This is a genomic window from Bradyrhizobium sp. Ce-3 (assembly GCF_022835695.1).
In the GTDB taxonomy this organism is placed as follows: domain Bacteria; phylum Pseudomonadota; class Alphaproteobacteria; order Rhizobiales; family Xanthobacteraceae; genus Bradyrhizobium.
This window is the reverse complement of the sequence record NZ_BQUV01000001.1, coordinates 933221-955017: the sequence shown is the minus strand read 5'-3', so window position 1 is coordinate 955017 and position 21797 is coordinate 933221. Positions and strand designations below refer to the sequence as shown.

Here is a 21797-nt window from a genome sequence, read left to right as displayed (position 1 = left end):
AAACAACAAAACAAAGCAAGGGAGATCATGATGACAGCCTATTCAACCGCCCGCGTCAGCCTGTTGGCCTCGGCGCTCGCGCTGTGCCTTGCGGCGCCGGCCTATGCGCAGTCGAGCGATCCGATCAAGATCGGCGTCATCGCCGAAGTGCAGTCGATCGCCGGCGCGGCGACGCCGGGCGGCGCCCAGATCGCCGCCGACGAGATCAACGCCAAGGGCGGCGTGATGGGCCGCAAGATCGAGATCGTCACCTACGACAACAAGAGCTCGTCGGCCGATTCCGTGCGCGCGTTCCAGCGCGCGGTCAGCGAGGACAAGGTCTCGGCCGTGATCGCGAGCTACATCAGCGAGGTCGTGCTGGCGCTGGAGCCGTGGGCGTCGCGGCTGAAGATGCCGCTGATCACGCCTGGCGCCGCCTCGAACGAGATCACCAAGGCCATTCACAACGACTATGAGAAGAACAAGTATACCTTCCACGGCTACCTGACTTCGGCAGCCCAGGCCCAGCTGGTGTGCGACGCGGCCAAGGAACTCCTGGTCGACCAGCTCAAGTTCAAGTCGGTCGCGATCATGAGCGAGGACGCGGCCTGGACCAAGCCGCTCGACATTGGCTACGAGGCCTGCCTGCCCAAGGCCGGGTTGAAGGTCGTCGAGCACATCCGCTTCTCGCCCGACACCACCGACTTCACGCCGATCTTCAACAAGATGGAAGCCGCCAAGCCCGACGTGATCGTCACCGGCATCTCCCATGTCGGCGTGCAGCCGACGGTGCAGTGGAAGAACCAGCAGGTGCCGATCCCGATGTTCGGGATCAGCGCGCAGGCGCTGAGCCCGTCATTCTGGGGCGACACCAACGGCGCTGCCGAGGGCGTGCCATCGCTTGCGGTGGCAACGCCCGACGTCGCGGTGACGCCGAAGACCAAGCCGTTCGCGGCGGCCTTCAAGGCCAAGTTCGGCACGCCGCCGGCCTATACCGGCTACACCGCCTATGACGAGGTCTACATCATCGCGGAAGCGATCCAGCGCGCCGGCTCGACCGATCCGGACAAGATGGTTGCCGAGCTCGAGAAGACCGACTTCGAGGGCACGATCGGCAAGATCCAGTTCTACGGCAAGAACGACGAGTTCACCCACGGCATCAAGTCCGGCCCCGGCGCCGTCACCGGCCTCGTCTTCCAGTGGCAGGGCGGCAAGCAGATCACGGTCTGGCCGAAGGCGATCGCCGAAGGGAAGCTGAAGTTTCCGAATTTCGTGAAGCTGTCGCAGTAAACGCGGCGTAGACAGCACCGTCATTGCGAGGAGCGAAGCGACGAAGCAATCCATCCATCCGAGTGAATGGAGGGATGGATTGCTTCGCTTCGCTCGCAATGACGCCGGAGAGGCTGTCGCTCCCGAGGACGCTACTGTTTGCGTGTCGGCGGCGCCGCCTGGATCGTCGGCGCAGCCGCGGCCAGCAGCGCGGCGCGGTCGCCGTCGCGCGGTGGATAGATGCGCTGCTGGTTGATGAGCTGCTTGGTGAGCTTCGCGGCCGCGCCCGTGGTGTGCACCTGGCGGTCCCAGCCAGTGGTGTAGAGCGCGCCCCAGGCGCCGAGATCGAGCACCGTCACATACCAGTCGATATTGAGCGGCAGCAGCTTTTCGCCGAACAGGTCGGCCACCACATTGTGGCCGGCGAAGCGGCCCATCGGCCGCGCGAACTGGCACGACATCACGGTCGGATGCTCGCCGTCGATCAAGCAGGCGGCAACGTCGCCGGCCGCGAACACATCGGCCACGCCCTCGACGCGCATGCAATGATCGACCGGCAGGCGGCCAAGCGCGTCACGCTGCACCGGCAGCATGGCGGCAAGCGGGCTGGCGTGCATGCCGCCGCACCACACCACGGTTTTGGTCGGAATGATCTCGCCGCTGTCCAGCGTGATGCTGTCGGCGCCGACGGCGCTGACCCTGACATTGAGCCGCGTCTCGACGCCGAGCGCGGCCAGCGCCTCGTTGATGACGGGACGGCCATGCGCGCCGAACGTCGCGCCGACCACCGGATTGGGATCGATCAGGACGATGCGATGATCGCCGGTGATGCCGGCACGGGCGAGCTTGGCCGGCATCTCGGCCGCGACCTCGATTCCAGTGAACCCGGCGCCGACCACCGCCACCGTTGAACGTGCCGGCGACGGCGGCTCTTTGCCCAGTGCCGCCAGATGCGCGTCGAGCTGCATCGCCGCCTGGTAGGTGTCGACGTCGAAGCCATGCGCGGCGAGGCCTGATATTGCGGGGCGGACCAGTTCGCTGCCGGTTGTCAGCACCAGCCGGTCATAGCTCAGTGTCTCCGCGCCTGCGCTCGTCCTGACCACGACTTCGCGCTTCGCAGGATCGATCGCCGTGACATCGGCCACCATGTGCCTGATGCCGACCGGATCGAGCAGGTCCTTGAGCGGCAGCGCGACGTCACCGAGATCGACCTCGTAATTGCGCACCCGGATGTTGTGATAGGCGTTGCGATCGACGACCAGAATCTCGGTGTCGGCCGCGCGCGCGCCGATCTCGTCGCGCTTGCGCGCCGCACCGAGCGCGGCCCACAGCCCGGCAAAGCCGGCCCCCAGCACCAGGATGCGCGCCATCTCTCCCTCCGATCTCGTGTCGGAGGGAGCTTGCCTGCGCAGGCGAGGTCAAATCAAGTGGGCGCGGGCGTGTGAGGTGCCTCACGTCCCCGGTCGCGACACCTCGGTCTCCTTGCTGGTGATGAACTCCAGCAGCACCGGCACGCCTTCCTTGGTCTTCTGGATGCCGCGCTTGATCGCGGGAATGATGTCCTCGGGCTTGGTCACCCGCTCGCCGTAGCCGCCGAAGGCGCGGGCCATCGCCGCGTAATCGCCGGAGATGTCGGTCGAGCGATACTTCTCGGTCGAGATCGGCATCACCTTCAATTCGATCGCCATCGAGAAATTGTTCAGCAGGATCGACATGATCGGGATCCGCTCGCGCACCGCGGTCTCGAAATCCATGCCGGTGAAGCCGATCGCGGCATCGCCCCAGACGTTGATGCAGAGCTTGTCGGGTTTTGCCAATTTGGCGCCCATCGCAAGGCCGAGACCGTAGCCGAGCTGCGTGGTCTTGCCCCAGCCGATATAGGACAGCGGCTCGACCGACTTCCAGAACGGCGACAGCTGGTCACGCGGGCTGCCGGCGTCATGGGTGATGATGGTGTTGTGGATGTCGACGGTGTGCTGCAGGTCCCACAGTACGCGGTAGGGACTGAGTGGCGCATCGTTGTGCGTCAGCTTCGGCATCCATTTGGCGAGCCATTCCTTGTGCGAGGCGGCGATCTCTTCCGCCACCGCGCCGGCATTGCGGTCCGCGGTCACGGTCTTGCCGATCTCCTCCAGCAGCGCGTCGAGCACCAGGCCAGCGTCGCCGACCAGGCCGATCCTGGCCTCGACATCCTTGTTGATGTGGTTCGGATCGAGCGTCGAATGGATGATGGTCTTGCCCTTCGGCATCGCGATGCCGAACGAGGTCTCGGTGAAGGAGCAGCCGATGCCGAAGATCACGTCGGCATCAGTGAGGAATTTCGGCACCGCGCGCGGCACGGCCAGACCGCCGGAGCCGAGCGACAGCGGATGCGTTTCCGGGAATGACGACTTGCCGCCGAGGCTGGTGGTGACGGGGATGGCGAGCCGCTCGGCGAGCCGCTTCAGCTGCGGCCAGGCCTTCGCATAGTGCACGCCCTGGCCGGCATAGATCACCGGACGTCTTGCATTCACGAGCAGGGCGGCAGCCTCTTTCACATGCACGGGGTCGGCGCCGTAGCGGGTGCGCAGCACCGGCGTGTAGTTCAGGGGCTCCGGCACCTCCTCGTTCCACATGTCGGCGGGGATCTCGACGATCACGGGGCCGCCGCGGCCGTTCTTCAATTTGGTGAAGGCGCGGCGGAAAATGTTGCAGACTTCCGCGGCGATGTTGATCGGCTCCGAGGATTTCGAGAACGCCTTCATCGCCTGGCTGGAATTGAAGTTCGGGTCGATGTTGGCGAGCCGGCGCGCATAGCCCATCGGCAGCACCAGGACGGGGACGGATTCGCCATAGCATTGCGCGACGCCGCCCATCGCGTTCTCGGCGCCGGGGCCGTGCTGCATGCAGAACGCGCCGATCTTCTCGCCCGAGGTGACGCGGGAGATCGCGTCCGCCATATGCACGCCGATGCGCTCCTGGCGCACCATCACGGGGCGGATGTCGGCCGCGGCGGCGTATTCGATCAGATGGTTGACCGGGTAGCCCGTGAGGATCTCGATCCCCTCGCGCTTCATGATTTCCGCGATCGCGGTGCCGAGCTTCATGACGGTCACTCCCTTTGGATGCGGCCGGTTCGTTCCGGCCTCGTTGTCGTCCTGTCCGATAAAGGAACAGGATTCCGCTGCGGGGGTAAAGCGCCGCCGGGGCCGGATCAGGTAGTCCTGATATGCGTTTGCGCCCAATCGCGGCCTGTGGCCTCGCGCGGCGAGGCCGGGGTGCAGGCAAAACTGGCAGCGAGTTTCTCTGCAACCTTTAAGCGATCGTTCATCCTGTCCATCAATGGGCCGTCAACCAATGTGGCCTAGTTTTGCTGGATTATTGCTACGGCGCGGGAGAAATAGCCGCGGGCGTCGGACAGGAGCTTTTCATGCGCGCGTTGCTTGCAAGATTTCTGCGCGACGAGGTCGGCGCGACGGCGATCGAATACGCCATCATTGCCGGCGGCATCAGCATCGTGATCGTCGCTGGCGTCAAGGGTATCGGCACCAGCGTGAGCGGGCAGTTCAGTGCCGTCGGTGCAGCATTCAAGTAAGCGCTACCGGACAGCGCTTCACGCGTTCCAATTCAGTCGCTTCCACCGTCACCGTTCAGCGCGCGCAGCATCGCGATGCGCGCGAACATCAGCCAGCCGCCACCGGTTTCCGCCGCGTTGATCAGATGCTCGACCGCGACCTGCCAGCGCGTCTCCTGCTGGGTGTCTTCCGATAGCTTCATGATGTAGTCGGCAGCCTGCTGCAGCGTCACCAGCGCGCCGCTGCGCTGCAACGCGATCGGTTCGTCAAACGGCGTCGACCAGGGCATCACGGCGTCTCACGCGCGCGGCAGCGGAATCACCGCGCCTCGCCGTCAGCCTGCCTTCTTGCGCGCGGCGGTGCCTTGCGCGCGCGTGGCCTTCTCGGCCTTCTTCGGCTCCGGCCTGGCGGCCTCCTTGGGTTCGCGCTTGCCGCTGCCCGAGATCGGCAGCAGCATCTCGCGCTGGCCCTCGACGCGCTTCTTCGGCTTCTTGCCCTTCGCCGCCTTTGCCTCGGCCTTGGCGGGAGCGGCCTGCTTCTCGTTGGCGAGGCTCTTCTTCAGCGCGTCCATCAGGTTGATGACGTTGCCGCTGGTCTTCGCCGCGGGCTTGGCGATCTTGATGCCGTTGCGCTTCTGGTTGATCAGGTCGATCAGCGCCTGCTCGTAGCGGTCCTCGAACTCCTCCGGGTCGAACTCGGCGGACTTCTGCTCGACGATGTGCCTGGCGAGATCGAGCATGTCCTTGGTGATCTTCACATCCTGGATGTCGTCGAAATATTCCTTCTCGCTGCGCACCTCATAGGGGTAGCGCAGCAGCGTGCCCATCAGCCCGTTGTCGAGCGGCTCGAGCGCGATGATGTGCTCGCGGTTGGTCAGCACCACGCGGCCGATCGCGACCTTGTCCAGACTGCGGATGGTCTCGCGGATCACCGCGAAGGCGTCGTGGCCGACCTTGCCGTCGGGAACGAGGTAATAGGGGCGGATCAGATAGCGGCTATCGATCTCGCTGCGCGGCACGAATTCGTCGATCTCGATGGTGCGGGTCGAATCCAGCGCGATGTCGTCGAGTTCTTCCTTGGTGACCTCGATGTAGGTATCGGTGTCGACCTTGTAGCCCTTCATGATGTCTTCGGTGGAGACTTCCTCACCGGTCTCCGCATCGACCTTGGCGTATTTGATCCGGTGGCCGGTCTTGCGGTTGATCTGGTTGAAGGAGACCTTTTCGGTATCCGACGTCGCCGGGTACAGGGCAACCGGGCAAGTCACGAGCGAAAGGCGCAAAAAGCCCTTCCAGTTGGCGCGGGGGGCCATAGGCAAAACTCCGATTACGCAACCGACGGAACGGTCAAGGATAACACCGGGAACCCCGGTTTGAAACAACACGGCCCGGTGAATCTCGTAATGGCGTTAACCGTGACCTGCACCTGCGCCCGTTTGACGCGGCGCATGGATGGCCGCCGGGCCGCCGTCGAAGCGCTCGGAACATCACTCCGGATCACGCGTTGGCCTTGCGAAGAGGAGCGGCTATCGCCGGAATTACAGCTACTTAAGCCAAGAGGTCGCCATGGCAACGGAACGACACGGTCAGATCATCGAAACCCCGACCGAGGCGCGCCAGGCCGAACCCGGACCGTCGGTCCTCGCGCTGCTTACGGCTTCGACAGGCCTTGCTGTCCTGATCCTCGGCATTGTCTGGTTCGCCTTCTTCCGCATCTAGTTGCAGTCGCTCTGCCGCACGCGAGGCCTTGATTGTTAAATTGAGATGCGGAACGGAGCGCGTGCCAGGGGCGTGCGGTTGATCACGTTCGCCGCCGACGGCAGCGGCGCGGCATGCGGACCGCTCCGTCGAGTTGCATGATCGCCCGGCGTCGGTTCAATATGATGATCATGCAAGCGAAGAATTCCGCCACGCCCGCGGAAGCCAAATCCTTGATCGTCCAAGTCCCTGATCGTCCAAGTCCCTGATCATCCAAGTCCCTGATCATGTCGCGTAGAGCGGTCCTTTGCGAGGAATTCTCTTGAGCCGGCGATTCTCTTGAGGCATGGCTCGCGGCTCACGAGATTTTGCAATGATGATCTGTGATGCGCGCGGCGGATTGCTGCCGTGACGCGTCACGAGATCATCGAAATTGACTGCTAGCTGATTTGAATCAGATGCGTCTTGAGCTTGAGATGTTGTATCGGCAAGAAGAAAAAAGCTCGTTGTTGGTACGCCTCAAGGAGAAAAGCGTATCAAGTGTCTTCGTCGGGCTGACGGTGCTGGCGATGGCGGGGTGGATTTATCTTCTCAGCTCGATGTTCCTGAAATTCATGCTGTGGTGGTTCTCCTGAGATTGCTCCGGCGAGGACAACTCCGGAGCATGATCCGGAAAAGTGCGAAGCGGTCCTCCGAAAGCATCACCCTCAAAACAATGAACTGAAGCGCGATGATGACGTCTCATCGCGCTCTGGTTGGCGCCTGACCATTGTCGCGCCGTTCGATTGCACAAAGATTCCAGCGGCTGAACAATCTTTCGGCGCGCGCAATCATGATGTCGTCACAACTCCGAATGTTAATAACATTGGGGCGAATGTGGATGACTGTGATGCTTTCTCCTGTTCTCATTCTCGCGGCGGCCTTCGTCGCAGGCTTCTTCTCGGGGTTCGCCGCGCGCTCGTGGCGGTCGCACAAGCGCCGGGCGCAGTACCGGATCTATGCGCCGTATGTGGCGCCGTCGGCCGCCAAATCGTCGCGGCGGAACCAGCCGGTCAGCGCGTTCGGCCACATGCGCCGCGCGTTCTAGCGGGCTAGCTCGACGGAGGTAGCGCGACGTTGTGGTGCGATGGGGTTGGCGGGCGACATGCAATTGGTCATCTTTTCTTCGTTGCGGCAGCCGGGCAGGGTCGCGTGCCGGCCGGGTTTAGCCGTTGGCCAGCGCATCGTGAGGGAACTTGCACAACATGAGTGAGCTCAGGGGGCATTCGCCAAGGCGGTATGTCGTCGACGTCAGCGGCCAGCGCGTGCTGGTCGGTCTCACGCTTGAAGAGACGTCCGAGTTCGAGGGGCTGGATTCCTCACTGCCGGCGCTCGCGGAGCGGGCGGACCAGGATCCGGGGCTTGTGCCGTCGGCCGGCGAGGGACGGTGGCTCGAACTCTACGACAAGCACGACAAGGCCTGGATCAAGTGGAAGGCCGACCTGAGGGCCCCACCTGAGCGCAATTCACCCTTTTTTAACTAAGACTGGGCGACTTTTGACCTATCCTGCCTGAATGGGCGCGAACCGGATATTGACCGATGTTTCAGCTGTTTTTGCGGGCTCGCGCGCATGACCTGATCAGGTCGCGGCGCGGCGAGGAGGGTTTCAAGGCCCGCTCGGCCGAGCGCGATGCCGAGACCGACCGTGCCCGGATCGGATCGATCATGGCCGCGATCGAGGCCGCGTTGCAGGCGGCCGAAAGCGAGCAGTCCGGCCTTGGACGCCGTGTCGATGACGTTCTGGCCCGTGCCGCGGTAACGCTTGGCAACGGTACGGACGAATATCTGGAACGCGAGGCGCTTGACAATTATCATCAGGACCTGTTTGACGCCGAAATCTCCAACGGTCAGCGCCGGCTGAAGGAACTCGCGACCGAGATCGCGCACTTCAAGTTCATGAAGGCCGCGGTGCTGAGCCGCTTTCCGGACTACAAGCCGGTCGCCAGCAACTGACGGCGCTGCGGCCGGAACGCGAAGGCCGCTGTAAGGGCGTCTGACGGCGTATTCGGCCTGGTCCGGCACAAGGCGAAAGGCACAGGCAAACCTGATGATCGCAGGCAATCTACTCGTCACGGGCTGTGCCGGCTTTATCGGCTTCCATCTGGCGGAGCACTTGCTGCGGTCGGGGCAGCCGGTCATCGGCATCGACAATCTGAACAGCTATTACGACCCGGCGCTCAAGCAAGCGCGGCTCGACCTGCTCAAGCAGCACCGCGGCTTCACTTTCCTGGAGCTCGACCTCGCCGACCGGGCCGGGATGAAGGCGCTGTTCGAGCGTTATCGCTTCGAGGTCGTGGTGCATCTCGCGGCCCAGGCCGGCGTGCGCTATTCGCTGCAGAACCCGCATGCCTATGTGGATTCCAATCTCGAAGGCTTCCTCAACATCCTCGAGGGCTGCCGGCATACCGCGTGCCGGCACCTGCTGTTTGCGTCCTCATCGTCGGTCTACGGCGCCAATACCAAGCTGCCGTTTTCGGTCCACGACAATGTCGATCATCCGGTCAGCCTGTATGCCGCGACCAAGAAGGCCAACGAGCTGATCGCCCATTCCTATAGCCACCTCTATCGCGTCCCGACGACCGGGCTGCGGTTTTTCACCGTGTATGGCACGTGGTACCGGCCGGACATGGCGCTCTATGCGTTCGCCGACGCCATTACCCAGCGAAAGCCGATCCAGCTGTTCAACAACGGCAACATGCGGCGCGACTTCACCTATGTCGACGACGTGGTCGAGGCGATCGCGCGGTTGATCGGCCGTCCCCCTGAGGGCGATGTCAACTGGTCGGGAGCGCATCCCGATCCAGGGTCGAGCAGGGCACCCTGGCGGGTCTACAATATCGGCAACTCCAGGCCGGAAGACTTGATGCATGTGGTGGCGCTGCTCGAGCAGGGTTTCGGCCGGCAGGCGGAAAAGCAGTTGTTGCCGATGCAACCAGGGGATGTCCTGGAGACGGCGGCCGATGTCTCCGACCTCGAGCGCGAAATCGGCTTCCGGCCGCAGACGCGGATCGAGGACGGCATTGCCAGGTTTGTCGCCTGGTATCGCGCCTATCACGACGTCGACAAGTCCTGAACCGCGCCGAGAATCGGCGTTGCGCGTCAGCGCCGTGTTTGAGCATGATCTCCGTGCACGCGCATCACGTTTGTCGCGAGGTGGAAAACCGCTTCGCGCTTTCCGGATCATGCTCTGGTGCGCTCCTTGAGAATCCGGGCTCGAGAAAAAGCTGGTCCGCCGTGGAACGGAGTGTGGCAATGAGAGTTATCTCTGGTTTTGCGCTTGCTTCAGCAGCGATCATCATCTCCGGCGCGCTCGCTCCGGCGCACGCGATCGACGTGCAGGTGGCGCGCGCCTGCGATGCTTTGGTCGCAAAGGCATTTCCACCGCTTCAGCCCGGCAATCCCGCTTCCGGCAGCGCGCGGGGCGGCGCGAGGGCCCAGCGGGACTACTTCAACAAGTGCGTCGCCAATGGTGGCAAGATGGACGACGACAACCCTCCCAAATCGAAATAGCGCGCGATCGCGGCGCGTCGTGAATTAGGGATGCTTATGGCGATTGGCAGTGCGAGCTGCCCTCCGTCGCGAAGATCTTGTGCAACAGCAGGCGCGATTCCGTGCACGAAGCGCGCGGGCGTGCGCTCCTTTTGCCGCGGCCGAAGCGCGTCAGTGCCGCTCACCCTGGAATTAGAATAGCATTGTCGCGCTCGCGCATCGTCGAGGCAAATCTTGCGCACGGCATGCGCAGAGCGTTGCAGCCTTCCCCTGCGTCGCCAAAGCCACTGAGCTGCTCGTAATGGTTCGAAACACTTTGCGATCGATGCCGATCGCGGCATGCTCCGCGAGAGCCCATGCCGCTCGGTTCAACCTGTCATGCGCAAAAAAAATCTGATGGTTCGAGAGCAGCAGATTTAGTGTGTGCACGCCACGCTTGGTGGAATATCTGGTTTGAGGCGGAGCGCCTCTTCAAGGCGCGAGCCTTCGACGCGGCGAGATTGTGGTGGCGCACCGGCGCGCCTCCGGTTTCCGACGGCGATTGCTGCGGACAACGATCATCAAGCGATTTCATGCTCTTGGTGGAGCCCTACGGTTCGCGCGGGCTGTGCTGTTTCGCCGCGCGTCGCAGCACTGCCGCCGCCAATCACCGCGACGACACAATACGGCCATCGATTAAATCTTTCGCGATCAGGTTGTGGAACCCAATTGGAAAATTTTCATCCGGGGCGTGTTGGTCGCAAACCTGCCCCATTGACCGCCTTCCATGTGTGCGATCCAATTCTGTCATCGAAACTTCAATCACATCGCTCATACCCTTAACCGCAGAGCGAGGGCGCGCCATGAAGCAGCACAAAATTCAACACTTGCATCAGCCGATCGAAGAGGCGTTGCTCGCGACCAATCAATCGCTGCGCAACGAGGTCGTTGCGCTGATGCTCGACATCGCTGAGCTGCGTGAAATTCACGAGCGTCCGATTGCGTCTCGTTCGTTCGGCGTATCCCGTGAGCAGACCAGTCCGCGCGCCGCGTTGCGCCGGGTTCATCGCTGACATCAGTCCGCGAATTCCTCACCGAGCAATTGCCACCAGATCCGCGCCGGCCCGGCGAGGGCAGTGGCTTGTCCACGGTTGCAGATAGCTCAATCTAAAATTGAGAGGCGGATCGGCCCGAGCCATTGCGAGCTCGCGCCGCGGCGAGCCCAATTGCTTCGGGACAAGTTGTTTTGGGGATATGCAGCTCCGCATGCTGCCCGGCGGTTTCCTCGACAGGCCTTGCGTCTGAGAACAGGGTGAGGGCGGTCAGTGCTCTTGCGGCACGGATTTGTGTGCGCCGACATCGGACAGACGCTCCCGCAGGATCCAGGTCTGCAGGACCAACTCGACGGCGGTGTGCCGGAGTTCGAAATTTTCTGCGATGAGGCGTTCCAGGGCGTCGCTCGCCTCACTGGACGCGGATTGGTTGCCCTCGAAGACCTTGAGACGCGCCATAGTGTCGATCCTCGCAAAAATGTCGATCAGAGACGGGCTCTGACAAGCTTCAGCACAGAATAGTTCGCGGGTGGTCGGGCGGACGTGGTGCCGCCGGATGGCCTCGGGTGGGAAAGTGCTTAATTGATAATTCGTGGATCGAGCTATGAGTGTTAGGTTTCGTGAAAATAATCCTCAAATATGTTGAAACCCTCATGACACCTAACGCCTTAGTAACTACTGCTGGGCGTGCGCTGCCGCAAGCCGCCGGACGCTGGGCGCGCGGGTTTAATTTGTTATAATTTTGTGAAACTCTCACTTGACGGGTGGCGCCGATATCACAGAGAGGCATGGTGCACTCACAATCTGTCGAGGGACCGATTGGATATTTCTCATTTGTGAATGCAAACGGTGCGCCAGTTATCCCGATCAAATTCTCATACGCAGAAAGTCGTATAACTTTTTCTGCCGGGGGCATTCCAGGGAGGGAATATTGTCCATTTATTTCGGTAAGCACCTTGCAGCTTCGGCGTTTCTTCGCAGAATGTGGTGCTGCCGACGGCAAGTTCGAGGCTCCCGAAAGACCCCCGGGAAATCCTCAATTTGAATTTCCTGTTGCATTTACATAGCTTATAGGCCATGCGATGATTGCTAATCTAGGGGGCAACGAGATGACCAATGAGGCGTCATTCTACTGAGGAGATCACTTCCAAGGTCAAGCAGGCCGAGGAACTCATGTCGCGGGGGCAATCACAAGCCCAAGCGTGCAAGGTGCTGGGCGTTAGCGTGATGACATTTCATCGCTGGCGCAAGCAGGAGGCCGCGCGCGGCCACCAGGCGAATGGCACGGTTACCGAGTTCGCCGCTCACACCGAAGATCGAGATGGGATCCCCCCTGTCCGCAACCGTATTGACGAATTGCGGCTGGAAAATGAACGGCTGCGTCGGATCGTGACCGACCTGCTGCTCGAGAAAATGAAGATTGAGGAAAAGCTTGCGCTCAGATCCGGCGGCGGGAACGGTTTGCCCCGCCGTGGTGAAGTCCAGAGCTGAGCGAAGGCTGATCCGTTAATGAATACGTGACGGCCTGGGAGCCAGCAGCAGCTGGTCGCTCAGATGCGCTTTTTCCGATCTTGCGCGCAGCTCCTCGAGGATTGGACGCAGTCTGGCCTCTGCGAGGTCCAGACCTTTGGCAATGTCCTGATTCGGCATTTCGGCCGGAAAGCGGGCCGCTCGCAGCTTTGTTTCGACTGCCTTGATGAGCACCTCGACGTCGTCGCGATGTTGGCCTGCGACGAGTTCGGCGCCCATCAGGCGGATCAAGTGAAGGAGGGCCACCAGCGCGGCCTCGGTTTCGCCAGCGGATGTAGTTTTGGAAGTCATGGATGCTCTCTGTCCGATATTGCCGGCAGGCCTTGCGAGCTCACGACCTGCCTGATAATACACATATGAATTGTTAACACGAATGTTAATTCCCGATGACCGACCTTTCGGACGCTCGATTAGCGAAGGTACCGGTTAACTTCGGCGCCTTCTCGCTCGCTTTTGCCTCTCTCGAAGCGTTTGCTGTCGCCTTCGAGATGATCATCGTCGTGCTGTCCAGTATCATTGGCGGCGCGGCCTATCACCTGTTTTACTACCACACGGTTTATAGCAACAGCTTTGACGGTTTTCTAGGGATCGGGGTCCTCGCCGCCATCCTTCACATGTTCGTGGCGAAGTCGCAGGGCCTTTACAATCCGCAGGTGCTGGCCGGTCTCGACCGGCGCTGGAGCAGCCTGCTCGGCGGGTGGCTGCTGGTCGTCCTGCTGATGACACTGATCATCTTCCTCCTGAAGGTCGGTTCCGGCGTTTCGCGCGGATCGGTGCTGTCATTCGGTCTGATCGGCGGCGTCGGGCTGGTGGCCGGACGGATGCTGTTGCAGGCGCCGCTGCAGCGCGCGATCGATCGCGGCATGCTGGCGACGCGCCGCGCCGTCGTGGTCGGGATGGCGGACGAATTGTCCCGGGTGCGGCAATCGAGCCTGCTGCGCGATTTCGGCCTCAGCGAGGTGCGACGGATCCAGCTTTCCGGATTGTCTGACGACAAGGGCGATCGGGCGGCCGTCGCGCTCGCGATTCATGCGGCGCGCGAGTGCGGCGCCGACGAAATCGTCCTTGCGATGCCCTGGCAGCAGGAGCCGCGCATCCAGTTCGTGTGCGATCAGCTGCGGGCGTCGCCGTTGCCGGTGCGGCTGCTGCCGGATCGGACCGCGGAACGGTTCCTGGCGCTGCGGATGGTGGCGACCGGGCCGATCCCGACGCTGGAAATGCAGCGCTCGCCGCTGACCTCGCTGGAGCGTGCCGGCAAACGCCTGTTCGACATCGTGGCATCGAGCGGCCTGCTGGTGTTGTTCGCGCCGCTTCTGGTCGGCACCGCGATTGCGATCAAGCTCGACTCCAGGGGGCCGATCCTGTTCCGGCAGCGCCGCAACGGGTTCGACGGCAAGCAGTTCTATATCCTCAAATTCCGCTCGATGCATGTGCTCGAGGACGGCGATGTCATTACCCAGGCGCGCCAGAACGATCCGCGGCTGACCGGGATCGGCGCAACATTGCGCCGTCGCAGCATCGACGAGCTGCCGCAGCTCGTGAACGTGCTGCGCGGCGACATGTCGCTGGTCGGGCCGCGGCCACACGCGCTGGCGCATGACGACAAATATTCGAAGCTGATCGCGAGCTACGCGCAGCGCCAGCACGTCAAACCTGGTATCACCGGCCTCGCACAGGTGCAGGGGTTGCGCGGCGCGACGCCGGCGATCGAGGACATGCAGCTGCGCGTCGCGCACGACCTCATCTACATCAAGAGCTGGAGCTTCATGCTCGACCTGCGCATCCTGCTGCGCACGGTCGGTGCCGTGCTGCGGCACAAGGGCATCTGACGGGCGACGGCCGCCGGCGCGGAGGCGCGCGCTATTCCGGAATGCTCTGGCCGGCGTCCTTGAATTCCGCCTCGATGATGCGCCGGTTCGCGTCGGTCGCCACGCGATAGGCTTGGCCGAGCGCACCCTTCAGCTCCGGCGCACGGGTGAGGATCAGGCGGATCTGCCGCTGCAGCAGATCGACCAGCTCCACATCGCGCGTGGTGTCGACCTGCGCCAGCAGCATCAGGCGCGGCGCGATCAGGTCGCTGCGGTTGAAGCCGGTGTAGTAGGACATCTTCAGCGCCTTCGACGCGGTCGGGTTCAGCCAGTCGAACCGCCCGGTCGCCGAGGCGAGGCCGAACCAGGCGCCGGCGTCCATCGGCGAGAGCCGCAGCGCGCGCGTGAACGCGGCTTCGGCCGCTTCGGGCGAGGTCTGCAACTCGCTCCAGCCGTCGGCGAGCCACAATTCGCTCCTGACCACGCCGACATCGGCGGCGAGCCAGGGCTTGCCGCGCAAGGCATCGGCGGCCAGCCACCAGGCCGACAAGGCCAATGTCACCGCGCCGATCGCGGCCACGGCCGGCACGAAGGCCGGCGACAGCTGCCGCGCGTAGCGGTCGATGGCGTCAGTCATCGTATTAGCCATGGCGCGCGGCCCGGTTGCCGGTCATCAGCAGGGTTCGCCGCGCGCCCTCCAGCTTGACGCAGGTCAGCCGGCCGGTCGCATAGGCGCCGGTGTCGACATTGATGCGGTTGCGCAGCAGCTCGGCCTGATGCACCGGGGTGTGGCCGTGGACCACGACCTTGCCGAAATCATCTTCCGAGATCAGGAAGTCGTCGCGGATCCAGAGCAGGTCGTCCTTGCGCTGTTGCTTGAGCGCGATGCCGGGCCTGACGCCGGCATGCACAAAGAAATACCGGCCGTAGGAATAGGTGATCGGCAGCGAGCGCAGGAAGGCGAGATGGGCCGGCGGCATCTCGCGCACCAATGCCAGCGCCAGCGCGCGCCGTTCCGCGGCGTCGGGATTGGGCGAGGGCGTCAGTCCATAGGACATCAGCGTTTGCAGGCCGCCGAACTGCCGCCATTGCGCGAGCATGTCGGGATTGACGAGAAATTCCAGCAGGCAGGCTTCGTGATTGCCGAGCAGGCAGACCGTGCTGCGGGTTCGGCGACGTTGCTCGAGGATCGCGATCACATCGCGCGAATCCGGCCCGCGATCGATGTAGTCGCCGAGGAACACCTGGATCGGCCGCGCCGGCCGGAACTTGCGGATATCGGCATCGATGCGGGCGCAGATCTCGTGCAGCAGGTCGGCGTGTCCGTGGATATCGCCGACCGCGTAGATGCAGGTCTCGTCGGCCTCGCCATGTTCGAGGTCGCCGGTCTGGCCGACAATGCGCCGGAGCAGGCTGCGCATCTGTGGCCTAGCCCGCCCGCAACCGTGAACGGCTGATCCGCTGGGCCAGTCCTGTTCCGATCACGGCTCCCAACACGATCACTCCGGGCAGCGCCGGCAATTCCGGCAAGGTGAAGACGGCGAGCAGCAGCGTCAGCAACACGGCTGCGGCCGCCGCGGGATAGGACCAGTCGCGGCCGCGATTGCGCGCGCCGACCGTGAACGCGGCGATGCCCACGATCGTAACCGCGACTAGAGTCCAGAACATGGCGGAACCGAACTGCGCGATCAAGGCGGCGGCACTGGTTGCCACCACGGGCCGCGTGGTGGCGCCTTGCCAGTCCATATAGGTCGCTGCCAGCGTTGCCGTGGTGCCGGCACCGCTGCCGAGCGCGGGCAAATCGGCAAGCAGATTGTGGGTCGATTGCACGAGATCGGCCGGCGCGTCGACGAAGGCGATGGCCAGCGCGACGTCGGGATGACGGTTGGCGACCGCCGTCGCCAGTGCGATCAGCGCGATCGCGGCCGCCGCGGCGGCGCTGCTCCAGCGGTGCAGATGCAGCTTTCGCGCGGCGAAGGTCATCACGACAAGTGCGACGCCCGCAGCGATTGCGATCGCCGCGCCGCGACGTCCGTACCAGCAGGCGCTGACGGCGCAGAATAGCGCGCCGGCCGCGAGCAGCCCGCGCAGTCGCGCCAGTTGGGCCGCCGTGCGGCCGTCGGCATGCCCGCCGCCGTCGAGCGCGCGCGCCAGACTGAGCGGCACGCCGACGAGGACGACGACCAGAAATCCGTTTGCGGTCTCATCGCGCGCGGCGCCAAGCCAGGCTTTGACCGGAGCGCTTGATAGCAGCAGGATCACGGCCGCGGCCGCGGTGGTTGCTGCGATGCTGCGGGCCACCATGTCGGCGCGGCGGGCATCGATCGCGATCGCGGCGGCGGTGATCACCACCGATAGCAGCGACAGCCAGAGCAGCAGTGTGCCGAGGCTCGCACCGGTGTCGATCGTGATGCTGCCGCTGAGCGGCGCGCCCAGCGTTTCGCCGGCGAATTTCCACACCGGGTTCGCCCAGAACGAGAGCGGAAGCATCTGCAGGATGATCCAGAGCGCCGGCACCAGCGCCGCCGCAAGCGCGGGGCCGGCAACCGACCTCAGGAACGACAGTTCACCCGGGCGGAGCGCCGTCAGGCTTGCCAGCAGCCCAAGCGAGGCGGCGGCGCCGACGAGACCGGTCGCGAGCGATGCGTCGATGAGACCCACCGGAATCGACGCCCCGATCAGGATGCAGATGAAGGCCGTGACGTTCCACACGAGAGGGGCAAATCCTGAGACGGGATTCCTGCGGAAGATAACAACGCAAGCCAGCGGGATGCCCCGCGTTCGCCGCGAGGTCAACGGAAATCGGGCGCGCCGAATGCGGCAGCGTTGTGCCGCGCCGCAGTTTCGGTTCTGATCAAATCAGAATCGAAGCTCTGGATTCTTGTCTTGACGGGTTTTCTTGACGCGAGCCGGTGTCCACTTCGCTCGACAACGCGCTAGTGCGGGCGGCGCATGGCGATCAGTGGCGTCTGGCTGCGCGACCGGAGCAGCGGCGCAAAGGCGCTCGCGAGATAGCCGCCTTGCAGCGATCCGATCGCGGTGATCATCAGCAGCGCGGTTTCCGGCCATGAAAGGCGCATGCCGCCGATCACGGCGAGCAGCGCGAGTTCTGCAAGCATCACCGGCACCAGCACCAGGCAGTGCTGGCGCAGCCCGAGCACGGCGCCGCCGATCAAATTACCGAGGAAAACAAATAACATAACCAAACCCTGTGCCCGCATGCTAGCGGGTCGGGTCCTAAGCCGGGGTTAATCCGATCGTCCAAAACCGCCCGGCTGCTGCCGGGCGATGGTCGAACGGGCCAGTGGTTTTGTTAGCGGCTTAACATTCAGAACGGGCGCAGATCGCCATAACTATAGGCCGCCCAATAGTCGCGGCCGCCATACGGCCCGTAGGCGCCGTAGAGCGGGGCGCAGGAGTAGCGGTCCGGACAGCCGTGCCAGCAGACCCGTTTCCACTGGCAGACGTCGCCATGACAATATTGCAGCCGCTGGCAGTTGCCGCCGACCCGCTCGACGGTGCGCGGGGCTTTGTAGACTCCCAGTTCGGCGGCAAAAACGCCTGAGCCGCCAAGCGGGAAGGCGGCCGTTCCCAGGGCAATTCCCAAGGCAAGTCTTAAGGCAATCGTTAGGGACTTCATGTGGGCCATCGACCCCTCAATCGGTTAACGCAAACTATCTCATTCACAGATAATCGGAACATCACATAAAATCAAAGCCGGAGTGATGCCGCGCGGGGGCCTTGGCTCACGGCGCTGCGCCGGTGTCGCCGAATTGCCTCACCTTGCTAACATTCCTTATCAATTGCATTGCAATATATCGCGGAACCTTGTGATTGTGATAGTCGGCGTGTTACGGCACGACCGGAGTATTTGAATGTCGCGTGCGAATTTCATTCGAGTAATGTTATTGCTTGCGGCCGCCTGTTGGGTCAGCGGTTGCCATTACATGCCGACCAATGGTCCGACGAGCTCCGATGTCGTCGCCGGGCAGCGTGATCCGGAAAGCCTGCCCTATGCGCTGGTCAAGATCACGCCGCAGGTCGAGAACGTGCTGGCGTCGTTCGCGCCGCAACTCGCCGGCGGCATCCAGGGGCCGCCGCCGAAGGACATCCATTTCGGCATCGGCGACGTCGTCAGCGTCACGATCTTCGAGGCTGCAGCCGGCGGCCTGTTCATTCCGGTCGAGGCCGGCGTGCGTCCCGGCAATTACATCACGCTGCCGAACCAGAACGTCGATACCGACGGCAACATCTCGGTGCCCTATGCCGGCGCGATCCGCGCCAAGAACCGCACGCCGACCGAGGTGCAGCGCTCGATCGTCGATGCGTTGAAGAACCGCGCGATCGAGCCGCAGGCGGTGGTCGCCCTGATCGAGCAGCGCACCTCGCTGATCTCCGTGCTCGGCGAGGTCAATACGCCGAACCGCTTCCCGGCCAATGCCGCGGGCGAGCGCGTGCTCGACTCGATCACGCGCGCCGGCGGCCCGAAGGGGCAGGGCTTCGATACCTGGGTGATGCTGGAGCGTGACGGCAAGCGCACCACGGTGCCGTTCGGCCAGCTGGTCTATGAGCCCAAGAGCAACATCTACGCGCATCCGGGCGACACCATCTATGTCTACCGCGAGCCGCAGACCTTCGTCGCCTTCGGCGCCTCGGGCGCGCAGGGCCAGTTCAATTTCGAGGCCTGGCGCATCTCGCTCGCCGAGGCCGTCGCCAAGGCCGGCGGACTGAACGACTCCTCGGCCGATCCGGCTTCGGTGTTCGTCTATCGCGGTGAACTGCCGGAAGTCGCCGCCAAGCTCGGCGTCGACGTCAGCAAATATTCAGGGCCGATCATCCCGGTCGTCTACAACATCAATTTCCGCGATCCGGCGGGCTATTTCCTGGCCACGCGTTTCCAGTTGCGCAACAAGGACGTGCTCTATGCATCGAACGCAGCCTCCGTCGAGGACGCCAAGCTGATGCAGCAGATCCGCCTCGTGACCGCGACAGCGAACGATCCGATCGTGGCCGCCTACAACGCAACCTTACTTCGTAATTCGATCAAGCTTGCGCCCTGATACTCGGGCGTGAGCCGGCACGGCCGGCTTCATGACACGTTTGCGATCAGCTTCCGGCTCGACCGAGGCGACGGCTTTGCCGTTGCCCGTGCGCTGGTCGTCGTGGCTGTTCTGCGCCGTCGTCGCGCTGGCGCCGCTGCCGCTCGGCTCGGTCGGCGTCGTCGCGCCGGCGATCTGGTCGATCCTGCTCGGCGTCGCGCTGCTCGGTGTGCTGCCGATGCCGTTGCGCGGCAACCAGCTTGCGATCCTCGCGGTGACCGCGCTGTTGACGGCGCTTGCCATGCTGGTGCTGCACGAGCAATCGGCGGTGCGGCCCTGGCTCGGCGTGGCGCCGAATGGGCTGTGGGCGGAGGCCGGAAAATTGCTGCGCGCCGAGCTTCCGCCGGTGGTGACGATCGCAGCCAACCAGCCGTTCTATTCCGCAGGCGTCGGGATCGTCTGCCTGCTCAGCTTTGCGATCGGCGTCGTGCTCGGCGCCAACCGCATGTTGGCGCGCGGCTTGTTGCGGGCCGTCGCCGCGGCCGGTCTCGTCTATGCGATCACCGGCATCGTCACCTTCGCGATCGATCCCGCCCGGATCTATCTGCTGCACGAGAAGCAGGCGCATCTGGAGTGGTTGACCTCACCCTTCGTCAATCGCAACACGGCGGGCATCTATTATGGCTGCTGTGCGCTGATCTGGCTGTTGTTCGGCTGCGAATTGGTCGAGCGGCGTTGGCCGTCGCGGCGTCCCAGCCTGCTGCGCCTGCTGGCGCGGCTCGATAGGCCGGCGCGGCGCCGGCTCGCCGGGTACGCGTTCGGCTGGCTCACCTGCCTGCTGGCGATGTTTCTGACCGGGTCGCGCGGCGGGGTCGCGATCTCGCTGCTGGCTGCGGTCGTCGCGGCCGCGGTCTTCTTTCGCAAGCGGATGCCGCGCCGCTACGGCCTGATCGTCGCGCTCGGCGTCGGCAGCCTGGTCGCGCTGGCGTTGCTGCAACTTCTCGGCGGTGGCGTCGGCGCGCGCTTCAGCATGATGGGCCTGTCGGATGAGGGACGGTTCTCGACCTTTCGCGCGACGTTGCGGATGATCTGGGACCACCCCTGGCTCGGCGATGGCTTCGGCAGCTTCGAATGGGTCTATCCGGCGTATCGTACCGACGACATCTCGCTACGCGGGACCTGGAACCGGGCCCACAACAGCTGGCTCGAACTGGCGTCCGACGGTGGAATGTTAATGGCCGGCGCCGTCATGATCGCGCTGCTCGCAGCATTCGGCGTGCTCGCGCATGGCGTGCGGACCCGCCGCCGCGACGTGATCGTGCCGCTCGCGGCGCTCTGCGCGTCGGCCGCCGGCGCACTCCATTCGATGATCGATTTCTCGCTCCAGATCACCGGCTATGCCGTTGTTATCGCGGCCCTGCTCGGGGCGGGCCTGTCACAATCCTTCCGTTCAGCCCGGGGCCGCGGCGGCGCGCCCGGCGACAGTGACACCGGTGTTACGATCGGGGCGGCCGATTAACGTTGATTTCGCGCGTCGGGCGGGGCCATGCCCGGTCGAGGGTATTTAATTGGCGCGATAACTCTGACTATGCTAACCAACTGTTAGTATTCGTTAGGGAGATAGCTGTGTTCACATTTGAGCGATCCGGCGGTTTTTCCGCTCCGCGCCTCGCGGTATTGGCGATCCTGGCGGTCGTGGCGCCCGGCGGTGCTGCATTCGCCCAGACCCCCGGCGGGCTGATCCAGCTCCCGCAGGCGGTCGCCAGTTTCAAGGCCAATCCGGAGCAGTTGCTGACCCAGTTTCCGAACGCCGGCGTGGAGTTGACCTCGCGGGCACGCGACTTCGCCCTCAACGATCCGACCTCGCTCGATCCCTTGATTGCGCTGCTTGCCAAGGCAAGCAAGGACCAGAAGACTGCGATCGCCGCCGGTCTCGCCCAGGCCGCGCGCATCGTGGTGCGCAGCAACCAGCCCTATGCGACGCGGATCCAGCAGGCGATCGCCGACACCAAGGACCTCGACACCGTGATGGCGTTTGCCGCGGCGTCCGGCGACAGCGGCACGGCTGCGACCGGTGCCGGCGGCGCGGGCAGCGCCGGTGCATCCGGTGGCCAGACCGGTGCGCTCGGCGCCAACGGCGCGGGGGGCGGCACGCTCGAGGCCATTAACGGCAACAGCGTGAACACCGGGATCTTCAGCTTCACCTCGTCGGTGTCGAGCTCAGGCAACAACACGACCGGCACGACGACCGGCGCCACCACCACGCTGATTTCAACAGTTACTCCCTGAGCTGGCGTCCGATCGCGAATGGAGAACTCTCTGCAGCAACGCGCTTTGGTGTCGGCGGCGGGACGCTTCCCG

General features: G+C 63.8%; 26 protein-coding genes. 15 read left to right on the top strand and 11 right to left on the bottom strand.

The window, feature by feature from the left end; genetic code table 11:
- Positions 1-27 precede the first annotated feature (27 nt).
- The gene (locus tag BRSPCE3_RS04390; protein ID WP_244064457.1) at positions 28-1269 is read left to right on the top strand and encodes an ABC transporter substrate-binding protein; all 1242 of its coding nucleotides are present in this window, start codon (positions 28-30) and stop codon (positions 1267-1269) included.
- A 131-nt stretch (positions 1270-1400) separates the two neighbouring features.
- Here the strand turns inward: BRSPCE3_RS04390 and BRSPCE3_RS04385 are convergent, their stop codons facing one another.
- Together BRSPCE3_RS04385 and BRSPCE3_RS04380 are read right to left on the bottom strand one after the other, a co-directional pair.
- Complete coding sequence (locus BRSPCE3_RS04385) at positions 1401-2618, bottom strand: NAD(P)/FAD-dependent oxidoreductase (RefSeq protein ID WP_244064455.1); 1218 nt, start codon at positions 2616-2618, stop codon at positions 1401-1403.
- 81 nt (positions 2619-2699) lie between these two features.
- The gene (locus tag BRSPCE3_RS04380) at positions 2700-4334 is read right to left on the bottom strand and encodes a thiamine pyrophosphate-requiring protein (RefSeq protein WP_244064453.1); all 1635 of its coding nucleotides are present in this window, start codon (positions 4332-4334) and stop codon (positions 2700-2702) included.
- A 323-nt stretch (positions 4335-4657) separates the two neighbouring features.
- Here BRSPCE3_RS04380 and BRSPCE3_RS04375 point away from each other — a divergent pair, with 323 nt between their 5' ends.
- Complete coding sequence (locus BRSPCE3_RS04375) at positions 4658-4822, top strand: Flp family type IVb pilin (protein WP_244064452.1); 165 nt, start codon at positions 4658-4660, stop codon at positions 4820-4822.
- Positions 4823-4854: 32 nt separating this feature from the next.
- On the opposite strand, the gene BRSPCE3_RS04370 is transcribed toward BRSPCE3_RS04375, so the two are convergent.
- Positions 4855-5091, bottom strand: a complete 237-nt coding sequence (locus BRSPCE3_RS04370; RefSeq protein WP_244064451.1) for a hypothetical protein — start codon at positions 5089-5091, stop codon at positions 4855-4857.
- A 45-nt stretch (positions 5092-5136) separates the two neighbouring features.
- Complete coding sequence (locus tag BRSPCE3_RS04365) at positions 5137-6114, bottom strand: Ku protein (protein WP_244064450.1); 978 nt, start codon at positions 6112-6114, stop codon at positions 5137-5139.
- A gap of 253 nt (positions 6115-6367) precedes the next feature.
- Between BRSPCE3_RS04365 and BRSPCE3_RS04360 the strand changes: the two genes are divergently transcribed.
- From BRSPCE3_RS04360 to BRSPCE3_RS04325, 8 genes are all read left to right on the top strand, one after another.
- Positions 6368-6520 (top strand): hypothetical protein, encoded by a 153-nt coding sequence (locus BRSPCE3_RS04360; RefSeq protein ID WP_244064449.1) that lies wholly within the window; start codon positions 6368-6370, stop codon positions 6518-6520.
- Between the two features lie 437 nt (positions 6521-6957).
- The gene (locus tag BRSPCE3_RS04355) at positions 6958-7134 is read left to right on the top strand and encodes a hypothetical protein (protein ID WP_244064448.1); all 177 of its coding nucleotides are present in this window, start codon (positions 6958-6960) and stop codon (positions 7132-7134) included.
- A 254-nt stretch (positions 7135-7388) separates the two neighbouring features.
- Positions 7389-7586, top strand: coding sequence for a hypothetical protein (locus BRSPCE3_RS04350; RefSeq protein WP_244064447.1), 198 nt, complete (start codon positions 7389-7391; stop codon positions 7584-7586).
- A 157-nt stretch (positions 7587-7743) separates the two neighbouring features.
- On the top strand, positions 7744-8022 hold the full coding sequence (locus BRSPCE3_RS04345) for a hypothetical protein (protein WP_244064446.1): 279 nt from the start codon (positions 7744-7746) through the stop codon (positions 8020-8022).
- A gap of 56 nt (positions 8023-8078) precedes the next feature.
- Complete coding sequence (locus BRSPCE3_RS04340; protein WP_244064445.1) at positions 8079-8492, top strand: hypothetical protein; 414 nt, start codon at positions 8079-8081, stop codon at positions 8490-8492.
- Positions 8493-8586: 94 nt separating this feature from the next.
- Positions 8587-9612, top strand: coding sequence for an NAD-dependent epimerase (locus BRSPCE3_RS04335; protein WP_244064444.1), 1026 nt, complete (start codon positions 8587-8589; stop codon positions 9610-9612).
- Positions 9613-9656: 44 nt separating this feature from the next.
- The gene (locus tag BRSPCE3_RS04330) at positions 9657-10049 is read left to right on the top strand and encodes a hypothetical protein (protein ID WP_244064443.1); all 393 of its coding nucleotides are present in this window, start codon (positions 9657-9659) and stop codon (positions 10047-10049) included.
- 821 nt (positions 10050-10870) lie between these two features.
- Positions 10871-11080, top strand: a complete 210-nt coding sequence (locus BRSPCE3_RS04325) for a hypothetical protein (RefSeq protein WP_244064442.1) — start codon at positions 10871-10873, stop codon at positions 11078-11080.
- A gap of 249 nt (positions 11081-11329) precedes the next feature.
- Here BRSPCE3_RS04325 and BRSPCE3_RS04320 read toward each other — a convergent pair whose 3' ends face one another.
- Positions 11330-11518, bottom strand: a complete 189-nt coding sequence (locus BRSPCE3_RS04320) for a hypothetical protein (RefSeq protein ID WP_244064441.1) — start codon at positions 11516-11518, stop codon at positions 11330-11332.
- A gap of 657 nt (positions 11519-12175) precedes the next feature.
- On the opposite strand from BRSPCE3_RS04320, the gene BRSPCE3_RS04315 reads away from it, so the two are divergent.
- Complete coding sequence (locus BRSPCE3_RS04315; protein ID WP_244064440.1) at positions 12176-12550, top strand: helix-turn-helix domain-containing protein; 375 nt, start codon at positions 12176-12178, stop codon at positions 12548-12550.
- A gap of 15 nt (positions 12551-12565) precedes the next feature.
- Here BRSPCE3_RS04315 and BRSPCE3_RS04310 read toward each other — a convergent pair whose 3' ends face one another.
- Positions 12566-12880 (bottom strand): hypothetical protein, encoded by a 315-nt coding sequence (locus BRSPCE3_RS04310; RefSeq protein WP_244064439.1) that lies wholly within the window; start codon positions 12878-12880, stop codon positions 12566-12568.
- A gap of 95 nt (positions 12881-12975) precedes the next feature.
- Here BRSPCE3_RS04310 and BRSPCE3_RS04305 point away from each other — a divergent pair, with 95 nt between their 5' ends.
- The gene (locus BRSPCE3_RS04305) at positions 12976-14418 is read left to right on the top strand and encodes an undecaprenyl-phosphate glucose phosphotransferase (RefSeq protein WP_244064437.1); all 1443 of its coding nucleotides are present in this window, start codon (positions 12976-12978) and stop codon (positions 14416-14418) included.
- Between the two features lie 31 nt (positions 14419-14449).
- On the opposite strand, the gene BRSPCE3_RS04300 is transcribed toward BRSPCE3_RS04305, so the two are convergent.
- From BRSPCE3_RS04300 to BRSPCE3_RS04280, 5 genes are all read right to left on the bottom strand, one after another.
- Complete coding sequence (locus BRSPCE3_RS04300; RefSeq protein ID WP_244064436.1) at positions 14450-15034, bottom strand: hypothetical protein; 585 nt, start codon at positions 15032-15034, stop codon at positions 14450-14452.
- Positions 15035-15038: 4 nt separating this feature from the next.
- Positions 15039-15818, bottom strand: a complete 780-nt coding sequence (locus BRSPCE3_RS04295; protein WP_244064434.1) for a metallophosphoesterase family protein — start codon at positions 15816-15818, stop codon at positions 15039-15041.
- Positions 15819-15825: 7 nt separating this feature from the next.
- Positions 15826-17109 (bottom strand): hypothetical protein, encoded by a 1284-nt coding sequence (locus tag BRSPCE3_RS04290; protein ID WP_244064432.1) that lies wholly within the window; start codon positions 17107-17109, stop codon positions 15826-15828.
- Positions 17110-17333: 224 nt separating this feature from the next.
- A complete protein-coding gene (locus tag BRSPCE3_RS04285) occupies positions 17334-17618 on the bottom strand; it encodes a hypothetical protein (protein WP_244064429.1) in 285 nt (94 codons plus the stop codon).
- 107 nt (positions 17619-17725) lie between these two features.
- Positions 17726-18004: a hypothetical protein gene (locus tag BRSPCE3_RS04280; RefSeq protein ID WP_244064427.1), complete on the bottom strand. Its 279-nt coding sequence runs from the start codon at positions 18002-18004 to the stop codon at positions 17726-17728.
- 340 nt (positions 18005-18344) lie between these two features.
- Between BRSPCE3_RS04280 and BRSPCE3_RS04275 the strand changes: the two genes are divergently transcribed.
- The 3 genes from BRSPCE3_RS04275 to BRSPCE3_RS04265 all read left to right on the top strand — a co-directional run bounded on the left by BRSPCE3_RS04275 (position 18345) and on the right by BRSPCE3_RS04265 (position 21725).
- Complete coding sequence (locus BRSPCE3_RS04275) at positions 18345-19457, top strand: polysaccharide biosynthesis/export family protein (RefSeq protein WP_244064425.1); 1113 nt, start codon at positions 18345-18347, stop codon at positions 19455-19457.
- A gap of 31 nt (positions 19458-19488) precedes the next feature.
- Positions 19489-20955 carry an O-antigen ligase gene (locus BRSPCE3_RS04270; RefSeq protein WP_244064424.1) on the top strand — a complete coding sequence of 489 codons (1467 nt, stop codon included), beginning with the start codon at positions 19489-19491 and terminating at the stop codon, positions 20953-20955.
- A gap of 107 nt (positions 20956-21062) precedes the next feature.
- Positions 21063-21725 carry a hypothetical protein gene (locus BRSPCE3_RS04265; protein WP_244064422.1) on the top strand — a complete coding sequence of 221 codons (663 nt, stop codon included), beginning with the start codon at positions 21063-21065 and terminating at the stop codon, positions 21723-21725.
- Positions 21726-21797 lie beyond the last annotated feature (72 nt).